This is a genomic window from Neptunitalea chrysea (genome assembly GCF_027924145.1).
GTDB lineage: Bacteria > Bacteroidota > Bacteroidia > Flavobacteriales > Flavobacteriaceae > Neptunitalea > Neptunitalea chrysea.
In genome coordinates this window covers 154,056-179,470 of record NZ_BRVP01000005.1, presented here as the reverse complement: position 1 = coordinate 179,470, position 25,415 = coordinate 154,056, and the positions used below count along the sequence as shown (strand labels likewise).

General features: G+C 34.8%; 13 protein-coding genes. All 13 read left to right on the top strand.

Translation table 11 applies throughout. The features are described 5' to 3' along the window. Positions 1–349: 349 nt before the first annotated feature. The 13 genes from xylE (at position 350) to NBRC110019_RS05025 (ending at position 25,375) form a co-directional block, all read left to right on the top strand. Positions 350–1,966 carry a D-xylose transporter XylE gene (xylE, locus tag NBRC110019_RS05085; RefSeq protein ID WP_281753016.1) on the top strand — a complete coding sequence of 539 codons (1,617 nt, stop codon included), beginning with the start codon at positions 350–352 and terminating at the stop codon, positions 1,964–1,966. Between the two features lie 19 nt (positions 1,967–1,985). Beyond that, positions 1,986–3,479, top strand: a complete 1,494-nt coding sequence (locus tag NBRC110019_RS05080; RefSeq protein WP_281753015.1) for a xylulokinase — start codon at positions 1,986–1,988, stop codon at positions 3,477–3,479. Between the two features lie 2 nt (positions 3,480–3,481). Continuing rightward, positions 3,482–4,804 (top strand): xylose isomerase, encoded by a 1,323-nt coding sequence (xylA, locus tag NBRC110019_RS05075; protein WP_281753014.1) that lies wholly within the window; start codon positions 3,482–3,484, stop codon positions 4,802–4,804. A gap of 40 nt (positions 4,805–4,844) precedes the next feature. Beyond that, positions 4,845–7,979 carry a SusC/RagA family TonB-linked outer membrane protein gene (locus NBRC110019_RS05070; protein ID WP_281753013.1) on the top strand — a complete coding sequence of 1,045 codons (3,135 nt, stop codon included), beginning with the start codon at positions 4,845–4,847 and terminating at the stop codon, positions 7,977–7,979. A 15-nt stretch (positions 7,980–7,994) separates the two neighbouring features. Beyond that, positions 7,995–9,584: a RagB/SusD family nutrient uptake outer membrane protein gene (locus tag NBRC110019_RS05065; protein ID WP_281753012.1), complete on the top strand. Its 1,590-nt coding sequence runs from the start codon at positions 7,995–7,997 to the stop codon at positions 9,582–9,584. 16 nt (positions 9,585–9,600) lie between these two features. Beyond that, positions 9,601–11,442, top strand: coding sequence for a hypothetical protein (locus NBRC110019_RS05060; protein WP_281753011.1), 1,842 nt, complete (start codon positions 9,601–9,603; stop codon positions 11,440–11,442). 60 nt (positions 11,443–11,502) lie between these two features. Continuing rightward, the gene (galB, locus tag NBRC110019_RS05055) at positions 11,503–13,998 is read left to right on the top strand and encodes a beta-galactosidase GalB (RefSeq protein ID WP_281753010.1); all 2,496 of its coding nucleotides are present in this window, start codon (positions 11,503–11,505) and stop codon (positions 13,996–13,998) included. 5 nt (positions 13,999–14,003) lie between these two features. Beyond that, the gene (locus tag NBRC110019_RS05050) at positions 14,004–15,581 is read left to right on the top strand and encodes a GH39 family glycosyl hydrolase (RefSeq protein WP_281753009.1); all 1,578 of its coding nucleotides are present in this window, start codon (positions 14,004–14,006) and stop codon (positions 15,579–15,581) included. Between the two features lie 32 nt (positions 15,582–15,613). Continuing rightward, complete coding sequence (locus NBRC110019_RS05045) at positions 15,614–18,013, top strand: glycoside hydrolase family 31 protein (RefSeq protein WP_281753008.1); 2,400 nt, start codon at positions 15,614–15,616, stop codon at positions 18,011–18,013. 61 nt (positions 18,014–18,074) lie between these two features. Next, positions 18,075–20,075, top strand: coding sequence for a glycoside hydrolase family 97 protein (locus tag NBRC110019_RS05040; protein ID WP_281753007.1), 2,001 nt, complete (start codon positions 18,075–18,077; stop codon positions 20,073–20,075). Between the two features lie 25 nt (positions 20,076–20,100). Next, a complete protein-coding gene (locus NBRC110019_RS05035) occupies positions 20,101–22,347 on the top strand; it encodes a glycoside hydrolase family 3 C-terminal domain-containing protein (RefSeq protein ID WP_281753006.1) in 2,247 nt (748 codons plus the stop codon). Between the two features lie 12 nt (positions 22,348–22,359). Beyond that, entirely contained in the window at positions 22,360–23,811 is a 1,452-nt protein-coding gene (locus NBRC110019_RS05030) for a cellulase family glycosylhydrolase (protein ID WP_281753005.1), read from the top strand. Between the two features lie 70 nt (positions 23,812–23,881). Then, positions 23,882–25,375 (top strand): alpha-L-fucosidase, encoded by a 1,494-nt coding sequence (locus tag NBRC110019_RS05025; RefSeq protein ID WP_281753004.1) that lies wholly within the window; start codon positions 23,882–23,884, stop codon positions 25,373–25,375. Positions 25,376–25,415: the final 40 nt, after the last annotated feature.

The following is a 25,415-nucleotide window of genomic DNA, read 5'->3' as shown; positions in this document are numbered from 1 at the left end:
GTATTACTAACAATTGATAGAATTCATTATGGTATCAAATTATCTTATGAAAACGTTATATTTAAGTTTTTTTCAATTAAAATGCCGATATCCAATAAATTCTTTAATATTTATATAACATTCAAAATCTTACAAATATTCTTTACCATCTGTTAATTATCTCTTAAAGCCTTGTAAATAGTCAAAATAATAATAAGTGTAAATTTCACACCACATAAACGATATTATTAATAATTCATAATAATTATTAATAAATATAAAATAAATAGCTAAATTATTGATTATATCAAAAAAACTACTTATACTTGTAGTCTATATAACTATAACTTAAAGTTTAAGAGACTATATAATGAGTTTAAATCAATCAAACAAGGTACCAGGAAAAGGTCTTATCAGAACTTTAACATTTGTTGCTAGTTTAGGTGGACTTCTTTTTGGATATGATACAGCGGTAATATCTGGAGCTGTTGGGTCATTAAACAATTTTTTTGTAGAAGCGTTAGAAACTGTTGGAGACACTACAGGTGCAGCCATCTTACAGTACAAAATAATATTAACTATTTGTATCCTATTAATCTTAGGTCTATTTAGTTCTTTTCTTTATAAATTCTTTCAAAAAATAAAAGCTTCCGGAATCGTTTTAGTTCTATTAATAGTTGGCGGATATTTTTACTATACAGGGTTTTTAAATACCCCTAATGTGTTAACAGAAAACTTGAAAAATTCAATTTTAGGTTTTATGGTAAGTAGTGCTTTAGTAGGTTGCATCATTGGTGCATCATTAGGAGATCGACTTGCGAATTCTATAGGAAGGAGAAATGGTCTTATTTTAGCGGCTATTTTATTTATCATTTCAGCATTAGGTTCAGGATATCCCGATAACTTAAACATATTTGGTGGTAACATCCTTACTTCCTTTATTATTTTTAGAATTATAGGTGGTATTGGCGTTGGTTTGGCTAGTATGCTCTCTCCTCTATATATTGCAGAAATGGCACCCGCCGAAAAAAGAGGAAGCTTAGTTTCCTTTAATCAATTAGCTATCGTAGGTGGTATGCTAATTGTCTATTTTGTAAACTACTTTATAGTTAGAGGTCAAACGGAAGAATGGATTAATACTACTGGATGGCGCTATATGTTTTTATCAGAAAATATTCCTGCCTTGTTGTTCCTTGTTTTATTATTTACTGTTCCTAAAACACCTCGTTTTCAGGTAATGAAAGGACAAGAAGAAGATGCGTTAGACGTTCTTACTCGTTTAAATGGTCCAGACAAAGCAAATAGTATTATTAACAATATTAAAAATTCATTTAGTACTAAAAAAGGACACTGGTTATCATTCGGATGGCTTATTGTAATTATCGGACTTTTACTTTCTGTTTTTCAACAGTTTGTTGGTATTAACGTGGTTCTCTATTATGCTCCAGAGATATTTAAAGGAATGGGAATGGAAACAGATGCCTCTATGTCTCAAACCATTATTGTAGGTCTTATAAATATGGTCTTTACCGTATTAGCAATTGCAACGGTAGACAATTTTGGTAGAAAAAAATTAATGTTAATCGGAAGTATTTTCATGGCTGTTGCTATGATAGGACTTGGGATTACTTTATATGCTGAATCTACAGGTGTTATGGCACTACTATTTATGCTTTTATACATAGCAGCATTTGCCATGTCATGGGGTCCTGTTACGTGGGTACTATTATCTGAAATATTTCCAAATAAAATAAAAGGTGTTATGGCAGTGGCAGTAGCCGTTCAATGGTTGGCTAATCTAGCTGTATCATGGACCTTCCCTATGATGAATAACAACACCTATTTAAATGATAATTTCCATCATGGTTTTGCCTACTGGATTTATGGATTTATGGCTCTAATTTCAGCTATAATCATATGGAAGTTAATTCCTGAAACCAAAGGAAAATCATTAGAGGATATCGAAAATATTTGGTCAAAAAAATAAACTAATAAACTAACTACATATGTATTTCTTAGGTATAGATTTAGGCAGTTCCTCAGTAAAGCTTTCAGTATTTGACGCTGAACAAGGAAACTGTATTGCATCAGTTACCATGCCCGAATCTGAAATGGAAATAAATGCTCCTAAATTTGGATGGGCTGAACAAGACCCTGAACTATGGTGGCAATATACCAAAGAAGGTATAAAAGCCTTGGGAGCGAAACACCATGTTAAACTTAGCCGTATTAAAGCAATTGGTATTGCTTACCAAATGCATGGTTTAGTATTAACAGATGCAAATCTAAAACCAATCCGACCTGCAATTATATGGTGCGATAGTCGTGCTGCTGTTTATGGTTCTCAGGCATATCAGCAAATAGGCGAGGATTATTGCCAAAATACACTTTTAGGTAGTCCTGGTAATTTTACCGCTGCCAAATTAAAGTGGGTGCAGGAACATCAACCTGAAGTTTTAGAAAAAGCGGCGTATATGATGCTACCAGGAGACTTCATAGCCGCTAAACTTTCAGGTATAGCGCAAACTACAGCTTCAGGATTATCTGAGGCCACTTTATGGAATTTTAAAGAAGGTAGATTAGCAAACGAAATTATGGAAGGTATGCAATTACCTGTTGAGATTGTTCCGGAGATTGTACCAAATTTTGGAGAACAAGCTAAAATTAGTCATACAGTGGCTAACGAGCTTGGTTTTTCAGATGATGTAATTATTTCATATCGTGGTGGAGATCAACCAAACAATGCGCTTTCATTAAATACCTTACAACCTGGTGAAATTGCAACTACAGCAGGTACTTCTGCAGTAATTTATGCAGTAAGTGATAAAGACACATATGACAAACAAAACCGTGTAAATACATTTTTACATATTAATAACTCCGAACAAAAAAAACGTAACGGAGTTATGGTTTGTATTAATGGGTCTGGTATTTTATACCAATGGTTACGTAAAACCCTTTCTACTTCTAGTTCAGATTTAATAGCCTATGAGCAATTAAATCAATTGGCTCAAAAAGCAAAACCCGGAAGTAAAGGACTGCGCTTCTACCCTTTTGGTAATGGTGTAGAGCGCATTTTTAATAATAAATCTGCATCCTCAGGTCTTGAGTTTTTGAATTTTAACATGCATCATTCAGAAGAGTTGGTTAGATCAGCTTGTGAAGGTATTGTGTTTGCCTTAAATTTTGGATTCGATATAATGAAAGATATAGGTGTCTCCGGTAAAGTTGTACGCGCTGGTAAAGCAAATTTATTCTTAAGTCCAGTTTTTAGAGAAATTTTTGTGAATACCACTAATACCTCTCTAGAACTTTATAACACTTCAGGAGCTGAAGGAGCTGCAAGAGGTGCCGCATATGGAGCTGGCTATTATGCTTCTTTAAATGAAGCCTTTTCTAATTTAGAAAAGCTAAATCAACTAGAACCTACTAAAGATTTAACGGAACAATATCAAGAAATATATTCTCATTGGAAAAATCATATTAAAACCGATTTTTAATTATGTATACAACAGCAAAAAGTTTTTTTAAAAACATAGAAGAAATAAAATTTGAGGGTAATGAAAGTGACAACCCACTTGCGTTTAAATGGTACGATGAAAACCGTATTGTAGCTGGTAAAAGTTTAAAAGAGCATTTGCGTTTTGCAATGGCATATTGGCATACATTAAATAATAAAGGTGGTGACCCATTTGGTGCTCCTACTGAAATATTTTCTTGGGATGCTAAAGAAAACGTTATAGATAGAGCTAAAGATAAAATGGATGCTGCCTTTGAATTTGCTAGTAAATTAGGAATTCCATTTTATTGCTTTCACGACGTAGATGTAGTAGATGAAGCACCTACTCTAGGCGAGTTTGAAAAGCGTATTCAAACCATGGTAGATTACGCTAAAGAAAAACAAGAAGAAACTGGCATTAAATTACTTTGGGGAACTTCTAACTTGTTTACCAATCCAAGATATATGAATGGTGCTTCTACCAATCCTGATTTTGGTGTATTGTCACATGCAGCGGCACAGGCAAAAATAGCTATTGATGCAACAATTGCGCTAGGTGGAGAAAACTATGTATTCTGGGGAGGACGTGAAGGCTATATGAGCCTTTTAAATACAGATATGCAAAGAGAATTAGATCATTTAGGTCAGTTCTTAACTGTTTGCAAAGACTATGCTAGAAAACAAGGTTTTAAAGGTACGTTCTTAATTGAGCCAAAACCTATGGAACCAACTAAGCATCAGTACGATTTTGATGCGGCTACTTGTTTAGGATTTATGAATAAATATGGACTTCAAGATGATTTTAAACTAAATCTTGAGGTAAATCATGCTACTCTAGCAGGACATACTTTTGAACACGAATTACAAGTGGCTATAGATGCTGGTAAGCTAGGTAGTATTGATGCTAACAGAGGAGATTACCAAAATGGTTGGGATACAGACCAGTTCCCTATTAATCTTTTTGAAGTAACACAAGCCATGCTAATTATTTTAGAAGGTGGTGGAATTCAAGGTGGTGGAATCAACTTTGATGCTAAAGTAAGAAGAAATTCTACTGATCTAGAAGATAAATTTATAGCACACATTTCTGGTATGGACACATTTGCCCGCGGATTAATTTGTGCTGATAATATTCTTAAAAATACTAAATACAGACAATTACGTAAAGAACGATATGAAAGTTTCGACACTGGAAACGGAGCAGAATTTGAGAAAGGAAATTTAAGCCTAGAACAACTTTCTGAAATCGCAAAAGTAACCGGAGAACCACAACAACGCAGTGGTAAACAGGAACTATTCGAACAAATTATTGCAAACGCAATATAATTTTCAATTTCAAACAAATAACAGTTAACCTTAATTAATTATGAAAAACAGATATCTCAACTCTAAGGGATCTTTATTTTTCTGTCTTGCTGTACTAAGTTGTATACTTAGTTTTCAAAGTGTTCATGCACAAGAGAAAACTACTATTACTGGTACAGTAATATCTGCAGAAGATCAGATGATGATTCCGGGGGTAAGTATTATGGAAAAAGGTACTTCTAATGGTACTTCCACAGATTTCGACGGTAACTATACCATAACGGTAGCTCCAGGAGCTACGTTAGAGTTTAGTTACATTGGTTTTATCTCGCAATCGATTGCGATAGATGGAAAAACTAAAATTGATGTTTCTTTACAAACCGACACTCAACAATTAGATGAAGTAATTGTTGTTGGATACGGTGTTCAGAAAAAAGAATTAGTAACAGGAGCCAACCAACAAATTACAGGTGAGAGCATTGCAAAACAAAATACGTTAAACGCAATGCAAGCACTTCAAGGACAAACTGCAGGTGCACAGATTTCATCTACATCAGGACAGCCAGGTGAAGCTATGAAGGTAATTATTCGTGGTGTAGGTACCATTGGTGATGCTACTCCTCTGTATATTGTAGATGGTGTACAAACCGGAGATATTTCGTATTTGAACAGCTCTGATATCGAAAGTATTTCGGTATTGAAAGATGCTGCTTCTGCGGCTATTTATGGTTCACAAGCTGCTAACGGAGTTATTTTAGTTACTACTAAAAGTGGTAAAAAAGGTAAAGCACGTATTACTTTCGACTCGTACTACGGGATACAAACTTTAGCTAAAGAGATAGATTTATTAAATGCTAAGGAGTATATGACTATTCTTAACGAAGCATACATTAACTCTGGGCAAACTTTAGCGATGTCTCAAGAAGAAGTAGATCAATTAGGAGAAGGAACCAATTGGTTAGATCACATGATAGACACAGCTATTATGTCTAACTACTCTCTTGGTATTTCTGGTGGATCAGAAACCTCTTCATATTCTTCTTCATTATCGTATCTAAGCCAAGAAGGTATTGTTAGTGGTGGAGATTTATCTAATTATGACAGATATAATTTCCGTTTTAATTCAGATCATAAATTATTAGATGGTCGTGTAAAATTTGGAGAGAACTTAAGTTTTGCTTGGATTAACAAGCAAGGTATTTCGGTAGGTAACCAATATTCAAATGGGTTAAGAAGTGCATTCAATACATCTCCTATGGTACCCTTCTATGATGCTAATGGAAACTACTATAACACAATATCAGATTCTGATCCATGGATAGCAGGTATGGCAAACCCTTATGCATACATGGTATATACCAATCAAAATCATAACGATAACCAACGATTACTAGGAAATGTATGGGCTGAAATAGAAATCATAGATAATTTAAAATATAGAACGAGTTTAGGATTAGATTATAATTCTTTTTCTTCTCGTACGCTAACTCCTATCTACAGTCTTTCTACATATGCATATAACAACCAAAGTACAGTTACCCAATCAGAAGGTAAAAGATATAGTACCTTAATAGATAACTTACTTACCTATACTTTTGATATTGACGACAAGCACAACTTTGAAACAATGGTTGGTACTTCTTATTATCACTATAACGGTAGTTCTGCTTACGGAAAAAATGTTGATTTAATATATGATGATTTAGAACATGCATGGTTAGATAATGCGACTAACACTGATGGTGCTTTAATGGATATTCAGGGAAGTCCTGAAAATGAAAACAAAAGATTATCTTATTTTGGTCGTTTGAACTATAACTTCGATGGAAAATACATGTTTAGTGCAACCTTTAGAGCTGACGAATCTTCACAGTTTGCAGAAGGCAACAGATGGGGATATTTCCCTTCTGTATCAGCTGGTTGGATTATTACTCGTGAAAATTTCATGACATCTTCAGATAATTGGTTAGATTATTTAAAAATTAGAGCGAGCTGGGGACAAGTAGGTAACCAAAATGCAGGAGCATTCCAATATTTAACTCCAGTTACATATAGTAACACAAATTATATTTTTGGTGAAGATGAAGGTGTGTTAACTCCTGGTGCATATCCTTTACGTTTAGCAAACCCTCTTATAAAATGGGAGACTTCTGAGCAATTAGACTTTGGTTTTGATGCTAGATTACTTAATAATAAATTAAATGTTGCTTTTGACTGGTATCAAAAAACAACTAAAGACTGGTTAATTTTACCTTCTGTACTTGCTACTGCTGGCGCAAATCCTGCGTGGGAAAATGGTGGTAATGTTAAAAACACAGGTGTTGAATTATCATTAACCTATCGTGATTTTATTGGTGACGATTTTAGTTATAGTGTTTCATTAAATGGTGCTTATAACAAAAACACTGTTAACTCTATTAATACAGACGATGGAATTATACATGGTGAAACGGGAAGACTTTGGGACAACTCTCCTGAATTTAACCGTGTAGAAAACGGACATCCTGTAGGTTATTTCTGGGGTTACCAAGTAGCTGGTGTTTTCCAAAACCAAGATGAAGTTGATGCCTACGGTGCACAACCTGATGCCGAACCAGGAGATTTTAAATATGTAGATTTAAATGGTGATGGTACTATAGATGAAAACGATAAATCGCAAATAGGAAATCCTAATCCAGATGTTACTTATGGTTTTGCTATTTCTCTTGAATATAAAGGATTTGATTTCTTTGTTCAAACAAATGGAGTTTTAGGAAATCAAATAGTACAATCATATCGTAACCAAGCTAACGTATATAACAATAATACCACTCAAATATTAGATCGTTGGCATGGTGAAGGTACTTCAAATAGTATAGCAAAAGTTACTACAGATAATAGAAACTATACAGAATTCTCTGATTTCTATGTTAAGGACGGTGATTTCTTAAGAATAAGTACTGTTACTCTAGGATACGATTTATCAAGGTTATTTAAGAAGGATAATTTCTTTGCAGATAAAATCAGAATTTATGGTTCTGTTCAAAATTTATTTACCTTCACCAAATATACAGGTATGGATCCTGAAGTTGGTTTTACAGACGCAAGCGATGTTGACGGAGACGGTTATAGCGATTACGGATTCTCGACTGGTGTAGATGTTGGTTTTTATCCTAGACCAAGAACCTATATGTTAGGATTAAATGTATCATTTTAAAAAATCATCATTATTATGAAATCGATAAAAAATATAGCATTACTAAAAACGATCGCATTAGTATTGGGGGTTTCTCTTTTAAATTCGTGTGATATTGAAAGCGAATTGCTTACTAATATATCAAATGAATCCTTCTACCAAACTCAAGACGATGCTTACGATGCCTTAGTTGCATGTTATGACGGTATGCAAATAGCCACAGGAGGAGTTAAAGAATCTTTTTATACCGCATCAGAAGTAGGTTCTGATGATTGTTTTGGAGGTACTGGTATTTCTGATGGTTATAACTATCAAGTAATAGATGAATTTGATATTAGTAGAGCGCCAAGTTATACTGACCTTTACAATAATATTTGGATTAATTATTATAGAGCAATTTACCGTTGTAATGTACTTTTACAAAAAATGGATCAAATTACATGGGATGATGACAACGCTAGAGCTCAATATGAAGCCGAAGCAAAATTCATACGTGCTTACTCTTACTTTGATATGGTTAGACTATGGGGAAATATTCCTTTAGTTACAGAACCTACTACAGATAATATACCACAATCTGACCCAGATGAAGTTTATACCGTAATTGCTGAAGATCTTTTATATGCAGCAGAAAATCTGCCAGATGAAGTATATTCATCTACAGAAAGTGGTAGAATCACACGTTGGGCAGCTAAATCTATGTTGGCCAGAGTTTATCTGTATTATACTGGTTATTATAGTAAATCTGATTTAGTAGGCTTAGTGAGTCAATCAGATGCATTAGATCATTTAGAAGATGTTATTGCTTCTAGCGGACATGCACTTGTATCTGATTTTGGTACCTTATGGGAAGCTGCAGACGTTGAGAACTATGCGGGTGAAAATAATGAAGAAATTGTTTTCGCTGTAAAATACACTTATACTAGTAATTATACTGGGGATACAGATGGTAACCTTTGGAAGGTTATGTTTGGTATGAGAGGATTAAACCAATACCCTTACGGACAAGGATGGGGAGTTACAGTAAACTCTAAACTTTACGATTTATATGATTCTGGTGATAGCAGAAGATGGGCTACTGTGATTTCTGTAGACGATGAAGATCTTCCTGTTGATATTACCGCACAAAGAGAATATACAGGATACTATAACAAAAAATATACTCCATTATTAACAGAGGATGGAGAATATCCTGGAGCTGCTGCTGGTGGTGATAGCGATTTCCAGCTTAACCAAATGCAAGATTATTTTGTTATAAGATATGCCGATGTTTTATTAATGGCTTCAGAGCTAGGTAGTACTAACGCACAAACATATTTTGATGAAGTTCGTCATCGTGCTTTAGGAAATGATTATACACAACTTACCGTAACTCAAGATAGAATTATGGAAGAGCGTCATAAAGAATTTGCTCTTGAAGGAATCAGATATTGGGATCTATTACGTCAGGGTGTTAGTACTGCAGCAAATACAATTGGCGAAACTACTACTGTATATAGCGGTGGTGTAGAAACTACTAAAACCATTGATGGAGCTCAAATTACAGCTACTCAAGGGTTGTTCCAAATACCAAATACACAAATTTCATTATCAGGTGGTGTTTTACAACAAAACACCGGATGGTAATTAAAAAAATAAGATTATGAAAACAATACATAAAATTAGTTTATTACTGATAGGGATTATGTTCTCATTCGTTTCTTGTGAAGACAAATACGAAATAGGTGGTCTACTTAGTAAGGATGAACTAGACTTCACGGTGGTTCAGGACTATAGTCAGGATACTGGAGGAAATACCGTTATTTTAACCAATTTAACAGAAGGTGCTTCTGCGTATTGGGAATACGAGTTAGGTACTTCTAATAAAGAGGAAGTTACTGTTAAATTCCCATTTGCAGGAACCTATACAATTCAATTTACCGCTATGACAGATGGGGGTTCTGTAGCTGCAGATCCTATAACTGTTACAGTTACCGAAAATAACCTTAACTATGTAAGTGGGGAATTATGGGAAAACATTACCGGTGGTGGTGTTGGATATTCTAAAACATGGTATTTAGATTTAGATGCAGAAGGTGTTTGTAAATACTTCTCTAGCCCTGTATATTATTATGGTCAAAATTACACTTGGTTTGATGACGAATTTCAGTGTACAGACCCTGATGATACTGATACTTGTTGGTCTTGGCCTCCTGAATATTCTACCAACACTTGGATTGGTGATCCTGCAGATCACGGACAAATGACTTTTGGATTAGAAAATGGAGCAACGGCATATGTTAACCATGCACAAATGCCTGCTTTGGGTGAGCAAAATGGTTCTTTCTTTATTGATTCTGATAATTATACTTTATCATTTACTGGTGCAGAAATGTTACACCTTGCAGGTTTTGATGATGTAGTATCTGACTGGTCTAATATTACAATTATTTCTATTGACGAGGATACAATGCAGTTAGCTGCCTGGAGAGATAGCTCTACCGAAGAAGATGCTTGGCTAGTTTTTAACTTTATATCTCAAGAGTACTCTGATAATTGGGTGGCAACAGACGAAGTTGTAGAGCCAGAACTACCAGATGATTGGGAAGATATTGTATCTCAAATAACAAATACTGCAATAGAGTGGAAACTTGACGAAGAAACCCCAATTAACTGGGCTAACTTAGATGGTTCTTTAATGAACGATTGGAACAGTGCAGCTGATTATCCTGATTGGTTAGGCACACCAGATCCTTCTGTTTTTGGAGATTTCTCTATGATTACTGATTCTAGTGATAATTCAGTGATATTTAACACTCCTGACGGAACAATTACTTCTGGCACATATGCCTTAAGTTCTAATGGTACTTATTCTTTTGATATTGCTGTTCCTTCATTCTCTGTTATTGATTGGGCATACTTCTATGCAGATGGTAATAACGAATTAAGAATCCTTGATCTTGATACTGATTCTAATGGAAACGTTACAGACATGTGGCTAGGTGCCGTTAATGATATCAACAATCCGACACAATACACTGCATACCACTTAGTCCCTTCATCTTCGGGAGGTTCAGGCGGCGGTACTACAACCGGCACAGATATTCCTGTAGACAATACATTAATTGATTATGGTGATCTAGAAAACAATGGTAACCTTCGTATAGAAATTTACAACGATTTTGGTTCTACTTCATCAGCTCCTCCTGTAGATACTAGCTTATTTGCATTTGACAATTATGTAGAAGTTACCTTTACCATTAGTGGTACTGGTGTTACAGGAAGCTATGATACAGCTATCTACTATGCCGATTCTGACTGGGCTCCTCAGGGTAACGGAGACACTATTTCTGTAACGGGAGATGGTACATATACCGTTATTTATGATGGCGGCGCTAGTGTAGACGGTTGTATAGTGTTTGTTATAGATATAGCCGGTATGGCTAATGATATTACAGACTTAACGACTGTTACGGCTAATATTGACTCAATAACTATATATTAAATATAGATTCATATGGCAGCAAGACGTACGTCTTGCTGCCATTTATTAAAAAATAAAGCAATGAACCGGTTACCCGTAATTAATAAACTAATTTTTCTGTTAACAGTTTTAATAGTTACAGCGTCATGCACTAGTAAAACTGATGTAGCTACACCTACTACTAGAAAAGTAAATTTTAATACTAACTGGCAATTTTATCTTAAAAATAATGCTACTGAAGATTCTATTGGATCTCATACTAAATGGCGTACTTTAAATCTACCACATGACTATAGTATAGAACAAGAATTTGATGAAAATAGTCTTGCTGGTATTGGCGGAGGTGCTTTAAACGGTGGAATGGGATGGTACAAAAAAACATTTTCGGTAAAAGCAGAAGATAGTCTTTCTATTACCTCTATTATGTTTGATGGGGTTTATCAGGAAAGTAAAGTTTTTATAAATGGCCACTTTTTAGGAAAAAGACCTAATGGTTACATTAGTTTTGAATATGATCTTACTCCTTATCTTAAATATGGAGAAAATACTACCAATGAAATTCTTGTTAAGGTAGACAATAGTAAACAACCAAATTCTAGATGGTATTCCGGTAGTGGAATATATAGAAATGTTTGGTTAAAAACCACCAATAAATTACATGTAAATACATGGGGAACATTTATTACTACCCCTATGGTTACAAAAGACAGTGCACAAATTAAAATGGACATTACTATTAGCAATTCTAATACAACTGCTCAACAAATTAATGTGCAAACAAATATTTATTTTAAGGACAAAAAAATTACTCACTTTAAAGATGAAAATCTTAAAGTTGATGCTCAAGGCGAACAACTACTTACGCAGCAAATTACATTGGAAAATCCAAAATTATGGTCAGTAGAAAATCCTGAGCTTTACACAGCTGTAACAAATATTTATATCAACAATACGTTGGTAGATCAATATACAACCCCTTTTGGTGTAAGATCTTTTACATTTGATTTAGATAAAGGATTTATATTAAACGGAGAACAAGTAAAAATAAAAGGGGTGTGTATGCACCACGATTTAGGTCCCTTAGGTGCTGCTATTAACACTAGAGCTATAGAACGTCAATTAGAAATTCTAAAAGAAATGGGAGTTAATGGAATTCGTACTTCACACAACCCTCCTGCTCCAGAATTATTGACTTTATGTGATGAAATGGGATTTATTGTAATGGATGAAGCTTATGATATGTGGGAAAAACCTAAAACGGAGTTTGATTATGCCAATTACTGGGAAGCATGGCATAAAAGAGATTTAGAAGATTTAATTTTAAGAGATCGTAATCACCCTAGTGTCTTTATATGGAGTATTGGAAACGAAATCCCTGAACAATGGAATGAAAGAGGTGCTGAAATTGGTCATGAACTCGCGGCTATAGTAAAAGCCATTGATAGCACCAGACCAATTACCGCTGCTATGAACCCTCCTATTCATACAGCTGATCCAAGTGTAACAATTCAATTTGAAGAGACTGCCGACCAACCAAATGCATTGGCAGGCTCAGGAGCATTAGATCTAATTGGCTATAATTATGCACATCAAACTTATGTAAAACATCAAATTAATTTTCCTAATACACCTTTTATTGCAACCGAAACAACATCGGCACTAGAAACAAGAGGTTATTATGAGTTCCCGTCAGACAGTACTAAAATCTGGCCGGTACGTTGGGATTTAGTCTTTACGGAAGGAAATGATGATAATACCGTTTCTGCATTTGACCAAACAAGAGCTCCATGGGGTTCACTTCATGAAACTACTTGGAAAATTATTAAGAAACATGATTTCTTATCTGGTTTCTATATATGGACAGGCTTTGATTATATAGGTGAGCCTACACCTTATGTATGGCCATCAAGAAGTTCTTATTTTGGAATTGTGGATCTTGCCGGATTTCCTAAAGATGTTTACTATATGTATCAGAGTGAATGGACAGATAAAGATGTATTACACATTTTACCTCATTGGAATTGGAAGGAAGGACAAATAATTGATGTTTGGGCATATTACAATCATGCCGATGAGGTGGAATTATTTGTTAATGGTAAGTCTATGGGGGTACAATCTAAAAAAGATGACGATTTACATGTAATGTGGCGTATTCCTTATGAAGCAGGTACGCTAAAAGCAATATCAAGAAAAGACGGAAAAAAAGTTCTCGAGAAAATTGTAAAAACGGCTGATAAACCAGCTAAGTTACAATTATCTGCAGACCGGTCTTCCATTATTGCAGATGGTAATGACCTATCGTTTATTACTGTTGAAATAACCGACATTGATAATGTTTTACACCCAACAGCAAATAACGAGATATACTTTTCGGTAAAAGGTCCCGGTGAAATTGTTGGAGTAGCCAGTGGTGACCCCACTAATCATGAGTCTTTTAAGGGAACACAACACAGAGCATTAAATGGAAAATGCCTTGTTATTATACAATCTACAGATAAAGCAGGACAAATTGAAGTAACTGCTAAAGCTGAAGGATTACAGGAAAATACAATTAGTATTAAAACAACAAATCTTTAAGTATAATGAAATTTAACTATTATTTAGTATCACTGTTTACCTTCTGTATTTCTTTTCAAATGGTTGCTCAGTCTTCTAATGAAGTAAGAAAAATAAACATTGACTATACCCATGAAGAAGGCACATTAAATACCATGTTTAAAGCCTGTATTGGTGCCGGAAGAGCCAACGAAGGTTTACGAGCCGACTGGCAGGAACAGCTGGCAATGGTGAAAAATGATTGTGATTTTAAGTATATCAGGATGCATGGCTTACTATCTGATGATATGGGAGTATACAAGGAAGATGAAGAAGGAAACCCTATGTATAATTACCAGTACATTGATGTACTTTATGATTATTTATTAAGCATAGGTATAAAACCTTTTGTTGAACTAGGATTTATGCCCGAAAGTTTAGCTAGCGGAGATAAAACTATTTTCTGGTGGCGAGGAAATATTACTCCGCCTAAAGATTACAATAAATGGAAGGATTTTATACAAAATCTTACCACTCATTTTACAGAACGATATGGAGTACAAGAAGTAAAAACATGGTATTTTGAAGTATGGAATGAACCGAATCTAAAGGATGTGTTTTGGTACGGTACACAAGAAGAGTATTTTAAACTCTACAAATATACTGTTGAAGGGATTAAAAATGTTAATCATGAATATAAGGTTGGTGGTCCTGCAACCGCTGGAGCTGCATGGGTAGAAGAAATGATTGACTATTGTGATAAAAACGAAGTACCTATCGACTTTATTTCTACTCATTCATATGGTGTGAAACATGGATATCTAGATGAATTTGGAACCTCAGGAACTATTTTAGATAAGAATGAATGGAGTGTTAGCGGAGATGTTTTAAACTCGCGCAAACAAATTAGAGAATCAGCTTTTCCAAATCTTGAATTACACTATACCGAGTGGAGTTCCTCGTACACACCTAGCGACCCTATTCATGATAGTTACCACGAGGCTGCTTTTATATTACAAAAAATTAAACAAGTAGACACTAGTGTTAATTCTATGTCATATTGGGTATTTACAGATATATTTGAAGAGGCTGGTCCAAGGTTTACTCCATTTCATGGTGGATTTGGATTGCTTAATACACAAGGAATTAAAAAATCAGCCTATTATGCTTATGAATTTCTAAATAATTTGGGAGCTATAGAACTAGAAAACAAAGATGTTGAATCGATAGCATGCAAAAATTCAGACGGTGACGTACAACTATTAGTATGGGATTTCACTAATACACATCCCGGAGATACCGAATTAAACCAAACTTATTACACACAAGATTTACCTGCACAATCAAAAGGATTTATATCTGTTGAAATTTCCAATTTGCCAAAGGGAACATACACCTTAGAAACTTACAAAGTTGGTTATAAAGTAAACGACCCATATACACTTTACATGGCAATGGGAAGTCCTAATCAACTTACAAAACAACAGGTTACCCTTTTAAAAGAGAATAGTAACGGATTACCTATAAACACTCAGGTAGTAGAAATTTCAGATGATTTAACGTATAAGTCAAAGATAGCAATACGAGAAAATGACGTGTATTTATTAAAGCTTACACATCTTTAAAAGACAAGTACAACAAACAAAAACATAGACAGATGAAAAGAAGTTTCCTATTTCAAATAACCATTGCCCTAACAGGTGTTTTGGGCATTTGGAATGCACAGGCGCAAAAACAGAATGATGATCTTCTGAATGCCCCTGTTGATATTAGCAAAGACTTTGAAAACTATGAGAATACCTTTTACTTTGCGGATGAATTGTCTGATTTTGACTTAGCAACAGGAAAAGGTACTGTTACTTATAAAAGATACGCATACCAAACAAGGCAGGCTTTTAATAACATGCTTGTAAAGCCAGACTCTATTAAAGCCAATGAATTTCCAGCTACGGAATATGAAGCTGCTCCTAAATTACCTTTCGAAATTCAGTTTATATCTACTAGAAGTATTCGAATTAAAATGGCATCTGGACCACAATACCATAATCAGGAAAGCTCTTTAATGCTTGTGAACGGTACAGTAGAAAACCACCCTGAATTGTGGAAGGGCACTAAAACTGCAAATGGATACGCGTACACAAGTGTACATGGAAAAGTAGAAATTGTAGCTAAGCCATGGCATGTTAAAATATATGATGAAAACAGGAAACTACTTACCAGTACACTGCATTATAGTGATGTACAAAATACCTACACTCCGGTACTTCCTTTCTCATATGTGAGAAGAAATAATGACTATTCCAGAAGTTATGCAGCGGTATTCACCCTGCAACCAGATGAAAAAATATTTGGATGCGGAGAGTCGTTTACAGAGTTTAATAAAAGAGGTCAAAAGGTTATACTTTATACAGATGATGCCAATGGAGTTCAGAACGAGACCATGTACAAACCAATTCCATTTTACATGAGTAATCGTGGATATGGCGTTTTCATGCATACCTCCTCTCCTATTACAGTTGATTTTGGTAAATACTTTAGCGGTGCTAATAAGATGATGATTGGAGATGATGTAGCCGATTTATTCCTCTTTATAGGAGAACCTAAAGATATATTAGATGAATATACGGGTGTGACAGGAAAAGCTGAAATGCCTCCTTTATGGTCTTTTGGTTTCTGGATGAGTAGAATCACCTATTTTTCTGAGCAAGAAGGTCGTGATGTCGCTAAAAACCTTAGAAAGTATAAAATCCCTAGTGATGTAATACATTTTGATACAGGTTGGTTTGATGTTGACTGGAGAAATAACTATAAATTTGCATCAGAACGTTTTAATGACCCTGTTGATATGCTTTCAGATATGAAAGACGATGGATTTCATGTTTGTTTATGGCAGTTACCTTACTTTACACCAAAAAATACACTATTCAATGAAATTGTAGAAAATGACTATGCTGTAAGAGACCGTAAAGGAAATTTACCTTATGAGGATGCTGTTTTAGATTTTACAAATCCTGAAACGGTTAACTGGTATCAAGGTAAATTAAAGCATTTGTTAGATCAAGGTGTTAGTGTTTTTAAAGTAGATTTTGGAGAAGCAGCTCCTTTAAACGGTATTTATCACAACGGTCGTACTGGGTTCTATGAGCACAATTTATTCCCTCTACGTTACAATAAAGCTGTTGCAGACATTACCAAAAAAGAAACTGGATATACCTTAATTTGGGCAAGAAGTACTTGGGCTGGTAGTCAACGTTATCCATTACATTGGGGTGGTGATGCGGCTACTACCAATACGGCTATGGCGGCTACTTTAAGAGGTGGTTTGTCTTTAGGATTAAGCGGATTTACTTTCTGGAGTCATGACGTGGGCGGATTTGTAACCAAATCCCCTGAAAACCTTTATCGTAGATGGACACCTTTCGGAATGCTTACTTCACATGTTCGTAGTCATGGTGAACCACCAACAGAACCTTGGGAATATAGCAAAGAATTCTTAAACGACTTTAGAAAGGCAGATAACATGCGTTATCAATTAATGCCATATATCTATGCACAAGCCAAAGAGAGTTCAGAAAAAGGATTACCTATGATGCGTGCTTTATTTGTAGAGTTCCCCAACGATACGGGGTCGTGGTTAGTTGATAATGAATATCTATTTGGATCTAGCATGTTAGTAGCCCCTCTATTTGAAGACGAAACAGAAAGAGCTGTTTATTTACCAGAAGGTACTTGGATTGATTACCAAACCAATAAGGTGTATAAAGCGGGTTGGCATACAATTAAAGCAGGTGATATTCCGATTGTTGTACTTGTTAAAAACGGAACTATTCTACCTCATATTAAACTGGCACAGACTACTAAAGATATGGATTGGAGCAAACTAACCCTTAAGGTATATGCCGATAGTGAAACAACCACAGCCTCTGGTATTGTATATCTTCCTAATGAAGCTAACAGTTCTCATGTGACGGCTACAAAAAAAGGAAATACATTTGAGGTAGAATCAAATCCTTTAAAAGGTAAAACAACATTTAAAACAGATTGGACCAGCAAATAATAATTTGGCCAGGATAACAAAATTATCCCGGCTTAATACATAATTCAAAACAACAAACAAAATGATAAAAAAAGCCCTATTATGTTCATCGGTACTTCTTTCCTTATTGGCCTGTACCGAAACAAAAAAAACTGATTATTCCGTAAGTTCACCGGAAAGTAAAAACACAATTGAGTTTAAACTTTTAGACGGAATGCCTTCATACGCAGTTAAACACGGAGAAAAGGAAGTTCTTACTCCTTCCAAAATGGGTTTTGTATTTAAAGATAATGATTCATTAGCTTCAAATTTTGAGATCGTTACAGCTGAAACAAACGAAGTAGATAATACTTGGGATCAAGTTTGGGGAGAAAAACATACCATAAGAAATCATTATAATCAATTAACAATACACCTACAAGAAAAAGCTGAAACAAAAAGAAAATTAGATATTGAATTTAGAGCTTTTGATGATGGTATTGCCTTTAGATATATTTTCCCTGAACAAGAAATTAAAGACAGTATCTTTATTATGAACGAGCTTACAGAGTTTAACCTTAAGGATGACGGTAATTCTTGGTGGATTCCTGCTTACAAGTCGAACAGATATGAGCATTTATTTACCAAAACAAAAGTAAGTGAAATAGATACCGTACATACACCTTACACTATTAAGAGTGATAATGGACTATACCTAAGTTTTCACGAAGCTGATTTAAAAAACTTTGCTAGTTATACAGTAGCAAAAAAAGAAGGTACTCACCTTGATTTAGATTTAATGCCTTGGCATGATGGTGTAAAGGTTCGTACTACCAAAAGTTTTCAAACTCCATGGAGAACCTTACAAATTGGTGAAAAGCCAGGAGATTTAATAGAGTCTTATTTAGTCTTAAACTTAAATGAGCCAAACAAGTTAGACGACTTAAGTTATATAGAATCTTACAAGTATACCGGAATGTGGTGGGGTATGCACATTAGCAAATACAGCTTTTGGGAAGGTCCTAATCATGGAGCCAGTACTAAAAATTGCCTTGAATATATTGATGAAACCAATGAACTTGGAATTCATCATATGCTAATAGAAGGTTGGAACAAAGGCTGGACACCAGCTTGGTATGAAAATAAAATGCACGAGTTTAGCTTTACTGAACCAACAGATGATTTTGACTACAACACAGTGGTAGATTATGCCAACAAAAAAGGAGTTAAAATTATTGGGTATCACGAAACTGGATCAAACATTATCAATTATAAAAAACAAATTGATGCCGGAATGCAACTGTACAAAGATTTAGGTATTCATGATGTAAAAATTGGTCAGGTTGGCGATAAATTAAATATGATAGAATGGCACGGAAGTCAATTTGGTGTTGAGTACTATCGTTGGGTTTTAGAAAAAGCTGCACAATATCAGTTAACAGTTAACTTCCATGAACCAATTAAAGATACTGGAGAACGTAGAACCTATCCTAATATGATGGCTCGTGAAGGAGCACGTGGACAAGAGTACAATGCATGGAGTGAAGGAAATCCTCCTAGTCATACCGCATTATTACCATTTACCAGAATGCTGGCAGGTCCTATGGACTTTACTCCTGGGGTTTTAGACATTATGGAGACTAAAGGGTATAACAACCGAAGAATTAACACTACTGCTTCTAAACAATTAGCATTATATGTTGTGTTGTACTCTCCTATTCAAATGTTGGCAGATTTACCTGAAAATTATATTGGTAATCCGGCATTCCAATTTTTAGTCGATGTTCCTACAGATTGGGAAAATACCAAAGTATTAGATGCTGAAATTGGAGAATACATTACAACTGTTCGTAAAGATTTAAAATCTGATGACTGGTACCTAGGTAGTATTACTAATGAAAAAGAAAGAAATATAGAAGTAGACCTTTCTTTCTTAGGAGAGGGTTCTTATGAAGCACAAATGTATACAGATGGTGAAACCACCGATATTAACAGCGATCCATCAAATGTAACCATTACAAATAAGGAAGTTACAGCTTCAGATAAACTAAATGTAAGACTTGGTGCTGGTGGTGGCGCAGCAATACGATTTAAAAAACTATAAGGCTAACGAAATAGATAATTGAAGTATGAAAAATAACTGGATATATATATCTGCAATCACAGGGTTATTACTCTTAAATGCTTGTGATCCTAAAACATCATCTGAGGTAAATACGACCAAAGAAGAAGTTGCAGAAGAAACCTATAAAGGAATCCCTATAACCCATGAATATGATGCTACCATTGATAGTCTTATAGCAGAAATGACGCTTGAAGAAAAATCGGGTATGCTACATGGTACAAGTATGTTTGCAACAGAAGCTGTAGCGCATTTAGGAATTCCAGAATTAAAGATGGCTGACGGACCATTGGGTGTCCGTGAAGAAATTTCAAGAAATTCTTGGGCTCCACTAGGGTCTGATGATGACTTTGCTACCTACTACCCTGCCGGTGCTGGATTATCGGCTACTTGGAATCCTGAAATGGCTTATACCTTTGGATTCAGTGTTGGGGAAGAAAGTAAAGCACGTGGTAAAGATGTATTACTATCTCCTGCAATTAACATCATAAGAACACCTCTTGGGGGAAGAACTTATGAATATTTTACAGAAGACCCGTTTTTAAACAAAAAAATAGCGGTTCCTTTTATCGTTGGGTTACAAGAGAATGAAGTGGCTGCTTGTGTAAAACACTTTGCTGCTAACAACCAAGAGACCCATAGAGATTATGTAGATGTACAAATAGATGAAAGAGCTCTAAGAGAAATTTACTTACCGGCGTTCAAAGCAGCTGTACAAGAAGCTGATGCATATAGTTTTATGGGAGCCTACAATAAATTCAGAGGTGAATACCTATGTGAAAACGACTATATGTTAAACAAAGTTCTTAGAGATGAATGGGGCTTTGAAGGGATTGTTATATCTGACTGGGCTGCAGTTCATAGCTCTGTAAAGGCACTTAAAAATGGTACCGATGTAGAAATGGGAACTCCTAAACCATTTAACGACTTCTATTTTGCACAGCCATTAATTGACTCGGTAAAAGCAGGAAAGGTTAATGAAAAAGAACTAGATAAACATGTAAAACGTGTAATGCAAGTTATGTATACCGTTAAAAGCATGGGGAATCAGGAACGTAAAAAAGGGAGCATAGCTACTAAAGAGCATTATCAAGATGCTTATAAAATAGCTTCTGAATCTGTAGTACTTCTTAAAAACAATAATGAGCTACTGCCTTTAAAATTAGACGGCGTTAAAAGTATTGCAGTTATTGGTACCAATGCTAAACAAAAAAATGCCTTAAAAGGTTTTGGTGCCGGTGTTAAAACCAAAGTAGAAGTAACCCCTTTTGAAGGATTAAAAAATCGTTTACCAGATAATATCACCATTAATTATGCTGAAGGGTATAAAGAAAATTACAGTGCAACTGAAAAAGCTGTTTTGGGAGATATTACCTTAAATGCACCTGTAACTATAGACGAACTTGACCCAGCGATGGTTGAAGAAGCTATACAAGCTGCAAAATCATCTGATATTACCGTATTTTTTGGTGGATCTTCTAGAGAATATGAGACAGAAGCTTCAGATAGAGCTAGTTTAAAATTACCATTTGGACAAGAAAAATTATTAGAAAAAATTTTAGAAGTAAATCCAAACACTATTGTTGTAATGATTGCTGGTGCTCCATATGATTTAAATCAAATCAATGAAACATCAAATGCCATTGTTTGGAGTTGGTTTAACGGATCTGAAGGTGGTAATGCACTTGCTGATGTTTTATTAGGAAATGTAAATCCATCTGGTAAGTTACCTTGGACTATGCCTAAGAGAATTGAAGATTCTCCTGCGCATGCTACCAACAGTTTCCCTGGTGATGATACCGTTAAGTATGCAGAAGGTATTCTGGTTGGGTATAGATGGTTTGATACTAAGAATGTAGCTCCTTTATATCCATTTGGTTACGGGTTATCTTATGCTGATTTTGCTATCTCTAATTTGGCAACTTCAAAAAACACCTATACCGAAAAGGAAACAATTACAGTTACAGCAACGGTAAAAAACAATAGTACTCTAGATGGTAAAGAAGTAGTACAATTATACGTTTCTAAACCAGAATCTAAAGTTGAACGTGCCGATAAAGAACTGAAAGGCTTTAGTAAGGTAATGGTAAAAGCTAACGGTACAGCAAATGTTAGCATTACCATACCAGTAAAAGAATTAGCCTTCTATAATGTAAAAACTAAAGCATGGGAAGTAGAAAAAGGAACCTATGTTTTAAAAATAGGAAACTCCTCTAAGAATATAATTTCGGAGCAAAAAATTACAATCAAATAATTATTATTGAATATGAAAGCGATTTATAAATTACTTAGTTTAACAATGGTATTTACCTTATTTATTGGGGTAATGTACTCATGTGATGACGACAATGACATTAACACAGCAGATTTCTCTATAGATGTTACAGAAATGACATTTGAGCAACCAGGAGGTACCAATACTGTAGAAATTACAGCGTTACCTTATACTACATGGGGTATTAGTACCGATGCCGAATGGTTAACCATTACAGACGATCTTGGAGCAACTACTAGTGAAGGGCGTGACTCCGCTACTATCACAGTTACTGCTTCTTTTAATTCTGAAGAAGCTGAAAGAACAGCAATCATAACCGTTTATACTTTTAATAAAAGTTATACTATTAATGTAACACAAGATTACTCATCCTCTAACATTGCTAATGACTCTAGTAACATGAGTGATTACACTGCTGTTGAATTAACAGCGCAATTAGGTTTAGGTTGGAATGTTGGTAACTCATTAGAATCTACAGGTGGTGAAACTGCTTGGGGAAATCCGTTAATTACAAAGGAATTAATTGATGCTGTTAAAGATGCAGGATTTACCACAGTTAGAATTCCTGTTGGATGGAGCAATTATATTGAAGATGGTGATGATAACTATACTATAAGCGCAGCTGGTTTTGCTCGTGTTGAAGAAGTCGTAAATTATGTATTAGATAACGATATGTATGCAATTATAAACATTCACTGGGATGGTGGATGGATGCAACCTACGTATGATGATCAAGATTATGTAAATGATCGTTTGACTAAAATGTGGAAACAAATTGCTATCTATTTTAGAGATTATGACTATCACTTAATCTTTGCAGGTACCAATGAGGTTATGGTTGACGGAGATTATGGTGAGCCTACTGAAGAATATTATACAGTTCAAAATAGTTTCAATGAAACCTTTATGAATACGGTACGAGCAACAGGTGGTAGAAACTATTACAGATACCTTACCATTCAAGGATTTAATACGAATATTGATTATACCGTAGCATACGCTACCCTACCAACTGATGTGGTTAGTAACAGAATGTTAATGGAAGTACACTATTACGATCCTTACAACTTTACTATTAATGAAGATGATACTATTTGGCAATGGGGTCAAAATACAACCGATCCTTCAGCTAATGATGGTTGGGGAGACGAAACTTATGTAGATGCTCAATTTCAAAAAATGAAAACCAATTTCGTAGATCAAGGTATTGGTGTTATTCTAGGTGAATATGGTGCAATGGCCAGAACAAATGTAACCGGAAGTGAAGCCTTTAGAAGCGATTATTTATCGTATGTGACAGCTTCTGCCTTTAGCCATGATTTGACGCCTGTTTATTGGGATAACGGAGGTACCGGTGATCATGGTATGGGGCTATTTGAAAGGAGTACAGCCACTCAAGCATACCCTGATATAATTTCAGCAATGACAAATTCAATTCCTTAAATAAAGTTTGTATTTAGATGGGAGTATGTTTTTAATGCATACTCCCATTTTTCAAATTATTTAAAAATCAATGATACAATATTCTTATAAAGTAGTTATTATTCTAATAGCTTCCATTTTTGTTATTAGCTGTAATAACACTAAAACAAAAGAAGTAAAAGAAAAACCAAAATATAGTGCAAATTGGGATTCGCTTGCAAAATATGACGAAGCACCAGAGTGGTTTATGAATGCTAAATTTGGTATTTATGCCCATTGGGGAGTCTTAAGTGTCCCTGCTTATGCAAATGATTGGTATCCTAGAAATATGCATATTGTAGGATCTGATGAATATAAACATCATGTTGCCACCTATGGTGAACCTAAAGACTTTGGCTACCATGACTTTGTACCTGATTTTAAAGCAGAAAACTTTAACGCAGATGCATGGGCAGATTTGTTTGTAAAATCAGGAGCTAAATTTGCAGGCATTGTTGCTGAACACCACGATGGATGGTCTAACTGGAAAAGTAATACAAACCCATGGAATGCTTATGATATGGGGCCTCATAAAGATTTAGTGGGTGAATTAGAAAAAGCCATTCATGGTAGAGGACTTAAGTTTGTAACTTCTTTTCACAAGGCCAGAAATCTTCAAATATTTCAGAATGATTCGGTGAATTGGTTAAATGATACTTCATACTTTCCGTATAATCCAGATATGCCTACTTCTTCTACAGATTCGCTAATACGTATAATGTACGGTAATATTCCTAAAGAAACATTTTATAAAAATTGGGTAGGTGAACTAAAAGAAGTCATTGACAACTACTCCCCTGACCTTATTTATTTTGATAGCAAACTTGACAAAATTCCTGATGAATATAAAAAGGAATTTGTTACTTATTACCTTAATCATGCTGCCAATAATAATAAAGGAGTTGTAATTACTCATAAAGAAGGCGAGCTTCCAAAATCTGTTAGTCTAGAAGACTTTGAAAAAGGTAGAATGAATAAAATAACATCGGATTATTGGTTAACAGATGAAACAGTATCTGTTGGAAGCTGGAGCTATACTAATACTTTAGGGCTAAAATCTGCCGATGAAATTATAGATATACTAGTAGATGTTGTTAGTAAAAATGGTGCATTAATGCTAAATGTTTCTCCTAAGGCTGATGGTAGTATTCCGCAAAACCAACAAGAGGTATTATTAGAAATAGGTGATTGGTTAAAAATTAACGGACAAGCCATTTATAAATCTTCTACTTGGGAGGTATTTGGTGAAGGACCAACCAAACAAGAAAAATCAGGTATGTTTTTAGATAAACTTACCTATACTAATAAAGATGTACGATATACCAAAAATGAAAATATCATTTATGCTATTGTACTAGGATGGCCTGATAGCAATTTGACACTAACCTCTTTTGCTGGTAAAAATTATAACATTAGTAACATAAGCATGTTAGGTAGCAACGAACCTATAGATTTTGAAATTACCCCTGAAGGATTAAAATTAACTACTCCTAAAACAAAGGTTGATTCAAAAGCTGTTGTTTATAAAATAGTAACCACTGAGTAATTTTAATTATTGAATTAGCTATAATTAAAAAGGGAACATA

What these genes read in the sequence shown, in the direction of transcription:
- NBRC110019_RS05080 (WP_281753015.1), top strand. Translation starts at nt 1,986, where the DNA reads ATGTATTTCTTAGGTATAGATTTAGGCAGTTCCTCAGTAAAGCTTTCA.
- xylA (WP_281753014.1), top strand. Translation starts at nt 3,482, where the DNA reads ATGTATACAACAGCAAAAAGTTTTTTTAAAAACATAGAAGAAATAAAA.
- galB (WP_281753010.1), top strand. Translation starts at nt 11,503, where the DNA reads ATGAACCGGTTACCCGTAATTAATAAACTAATTTTTCTGTTAACAGTT.
- NBRC110019_RS05060 (WP_281753011.1), top strand. Translation starts at nt 9,601, where the DNA reads ATGAAAACAATACATAAAATTAGTTTATTACTGATAGGGATTATGTTC.
- NBRC110019_RS05025 (WP_281753004.1), top strand. Translation starts at nt 23,882, where the DNA reads ATGATACAATATTCTTATAAAGTAGTTATTATTCTAATAGCTTCCATT.
- NBRC110019_RS05030 (WP_281753005.1), top strand. Translation starts at nt 22,360, where the DNA reads ATGAAAGCGATTTATAAATTACTTAGTTTAACAATGGTATTTACCTTA.
- NBRC110019_RS05070 (WP_281753013.1), top strand. Translation starts at nt 4,845, where the DNA reads ATGAAAAACAGATATCTCAACTCTAAGGGATCTTTATTTTTCTGTCTT.
- xylE (WP_281753016.1), top strand. Translation starts at nt 350, where the DNA reads ATGAGTTTAAATCAATCAAACAAGGTACCAGGAAAAGGTCTTATCAGA.
- NBRC110019_RS05035 (WP_281753006.1), top strand. Translation starts at nt 20,101, where the DNA reads ATGAAAAATAACTGGATATATATATCTGCAATCACAGGGTTATTACTC.
- NBRC110019_RS05065 (WP_281753012.1), top strand. Translation starts at nt 7,995, where the DNA reads ATGAAATCGATAAAAAATATAGCATTACTAAAAACGATCGCATTAGTA.
- NBRC110019_RS05040 (WP_281753007.1), top strand. Translation starts at nt 18,075, where the DNA reads ATGATAAAAAAAGCCCTATTATGTTCATCGGTACTTCTTTCCTTATTG.
- NBRC110019_RS05050 (WP_281753009.1), top strand. Translation starts at nt 14,004, where the DNA reads ATGAAATTTAACTATTATTTAGTATCACTGTTTACCTTCTGTATTTCT.
- NBRC110019_RS05045 (WP_281753008.1), top strand. Translation starts at nt 15,614, where the DNA reads ATGAAAAGAAGTTTCCTATTTCAAATAACCATTGCCCTAACAGGTGTT.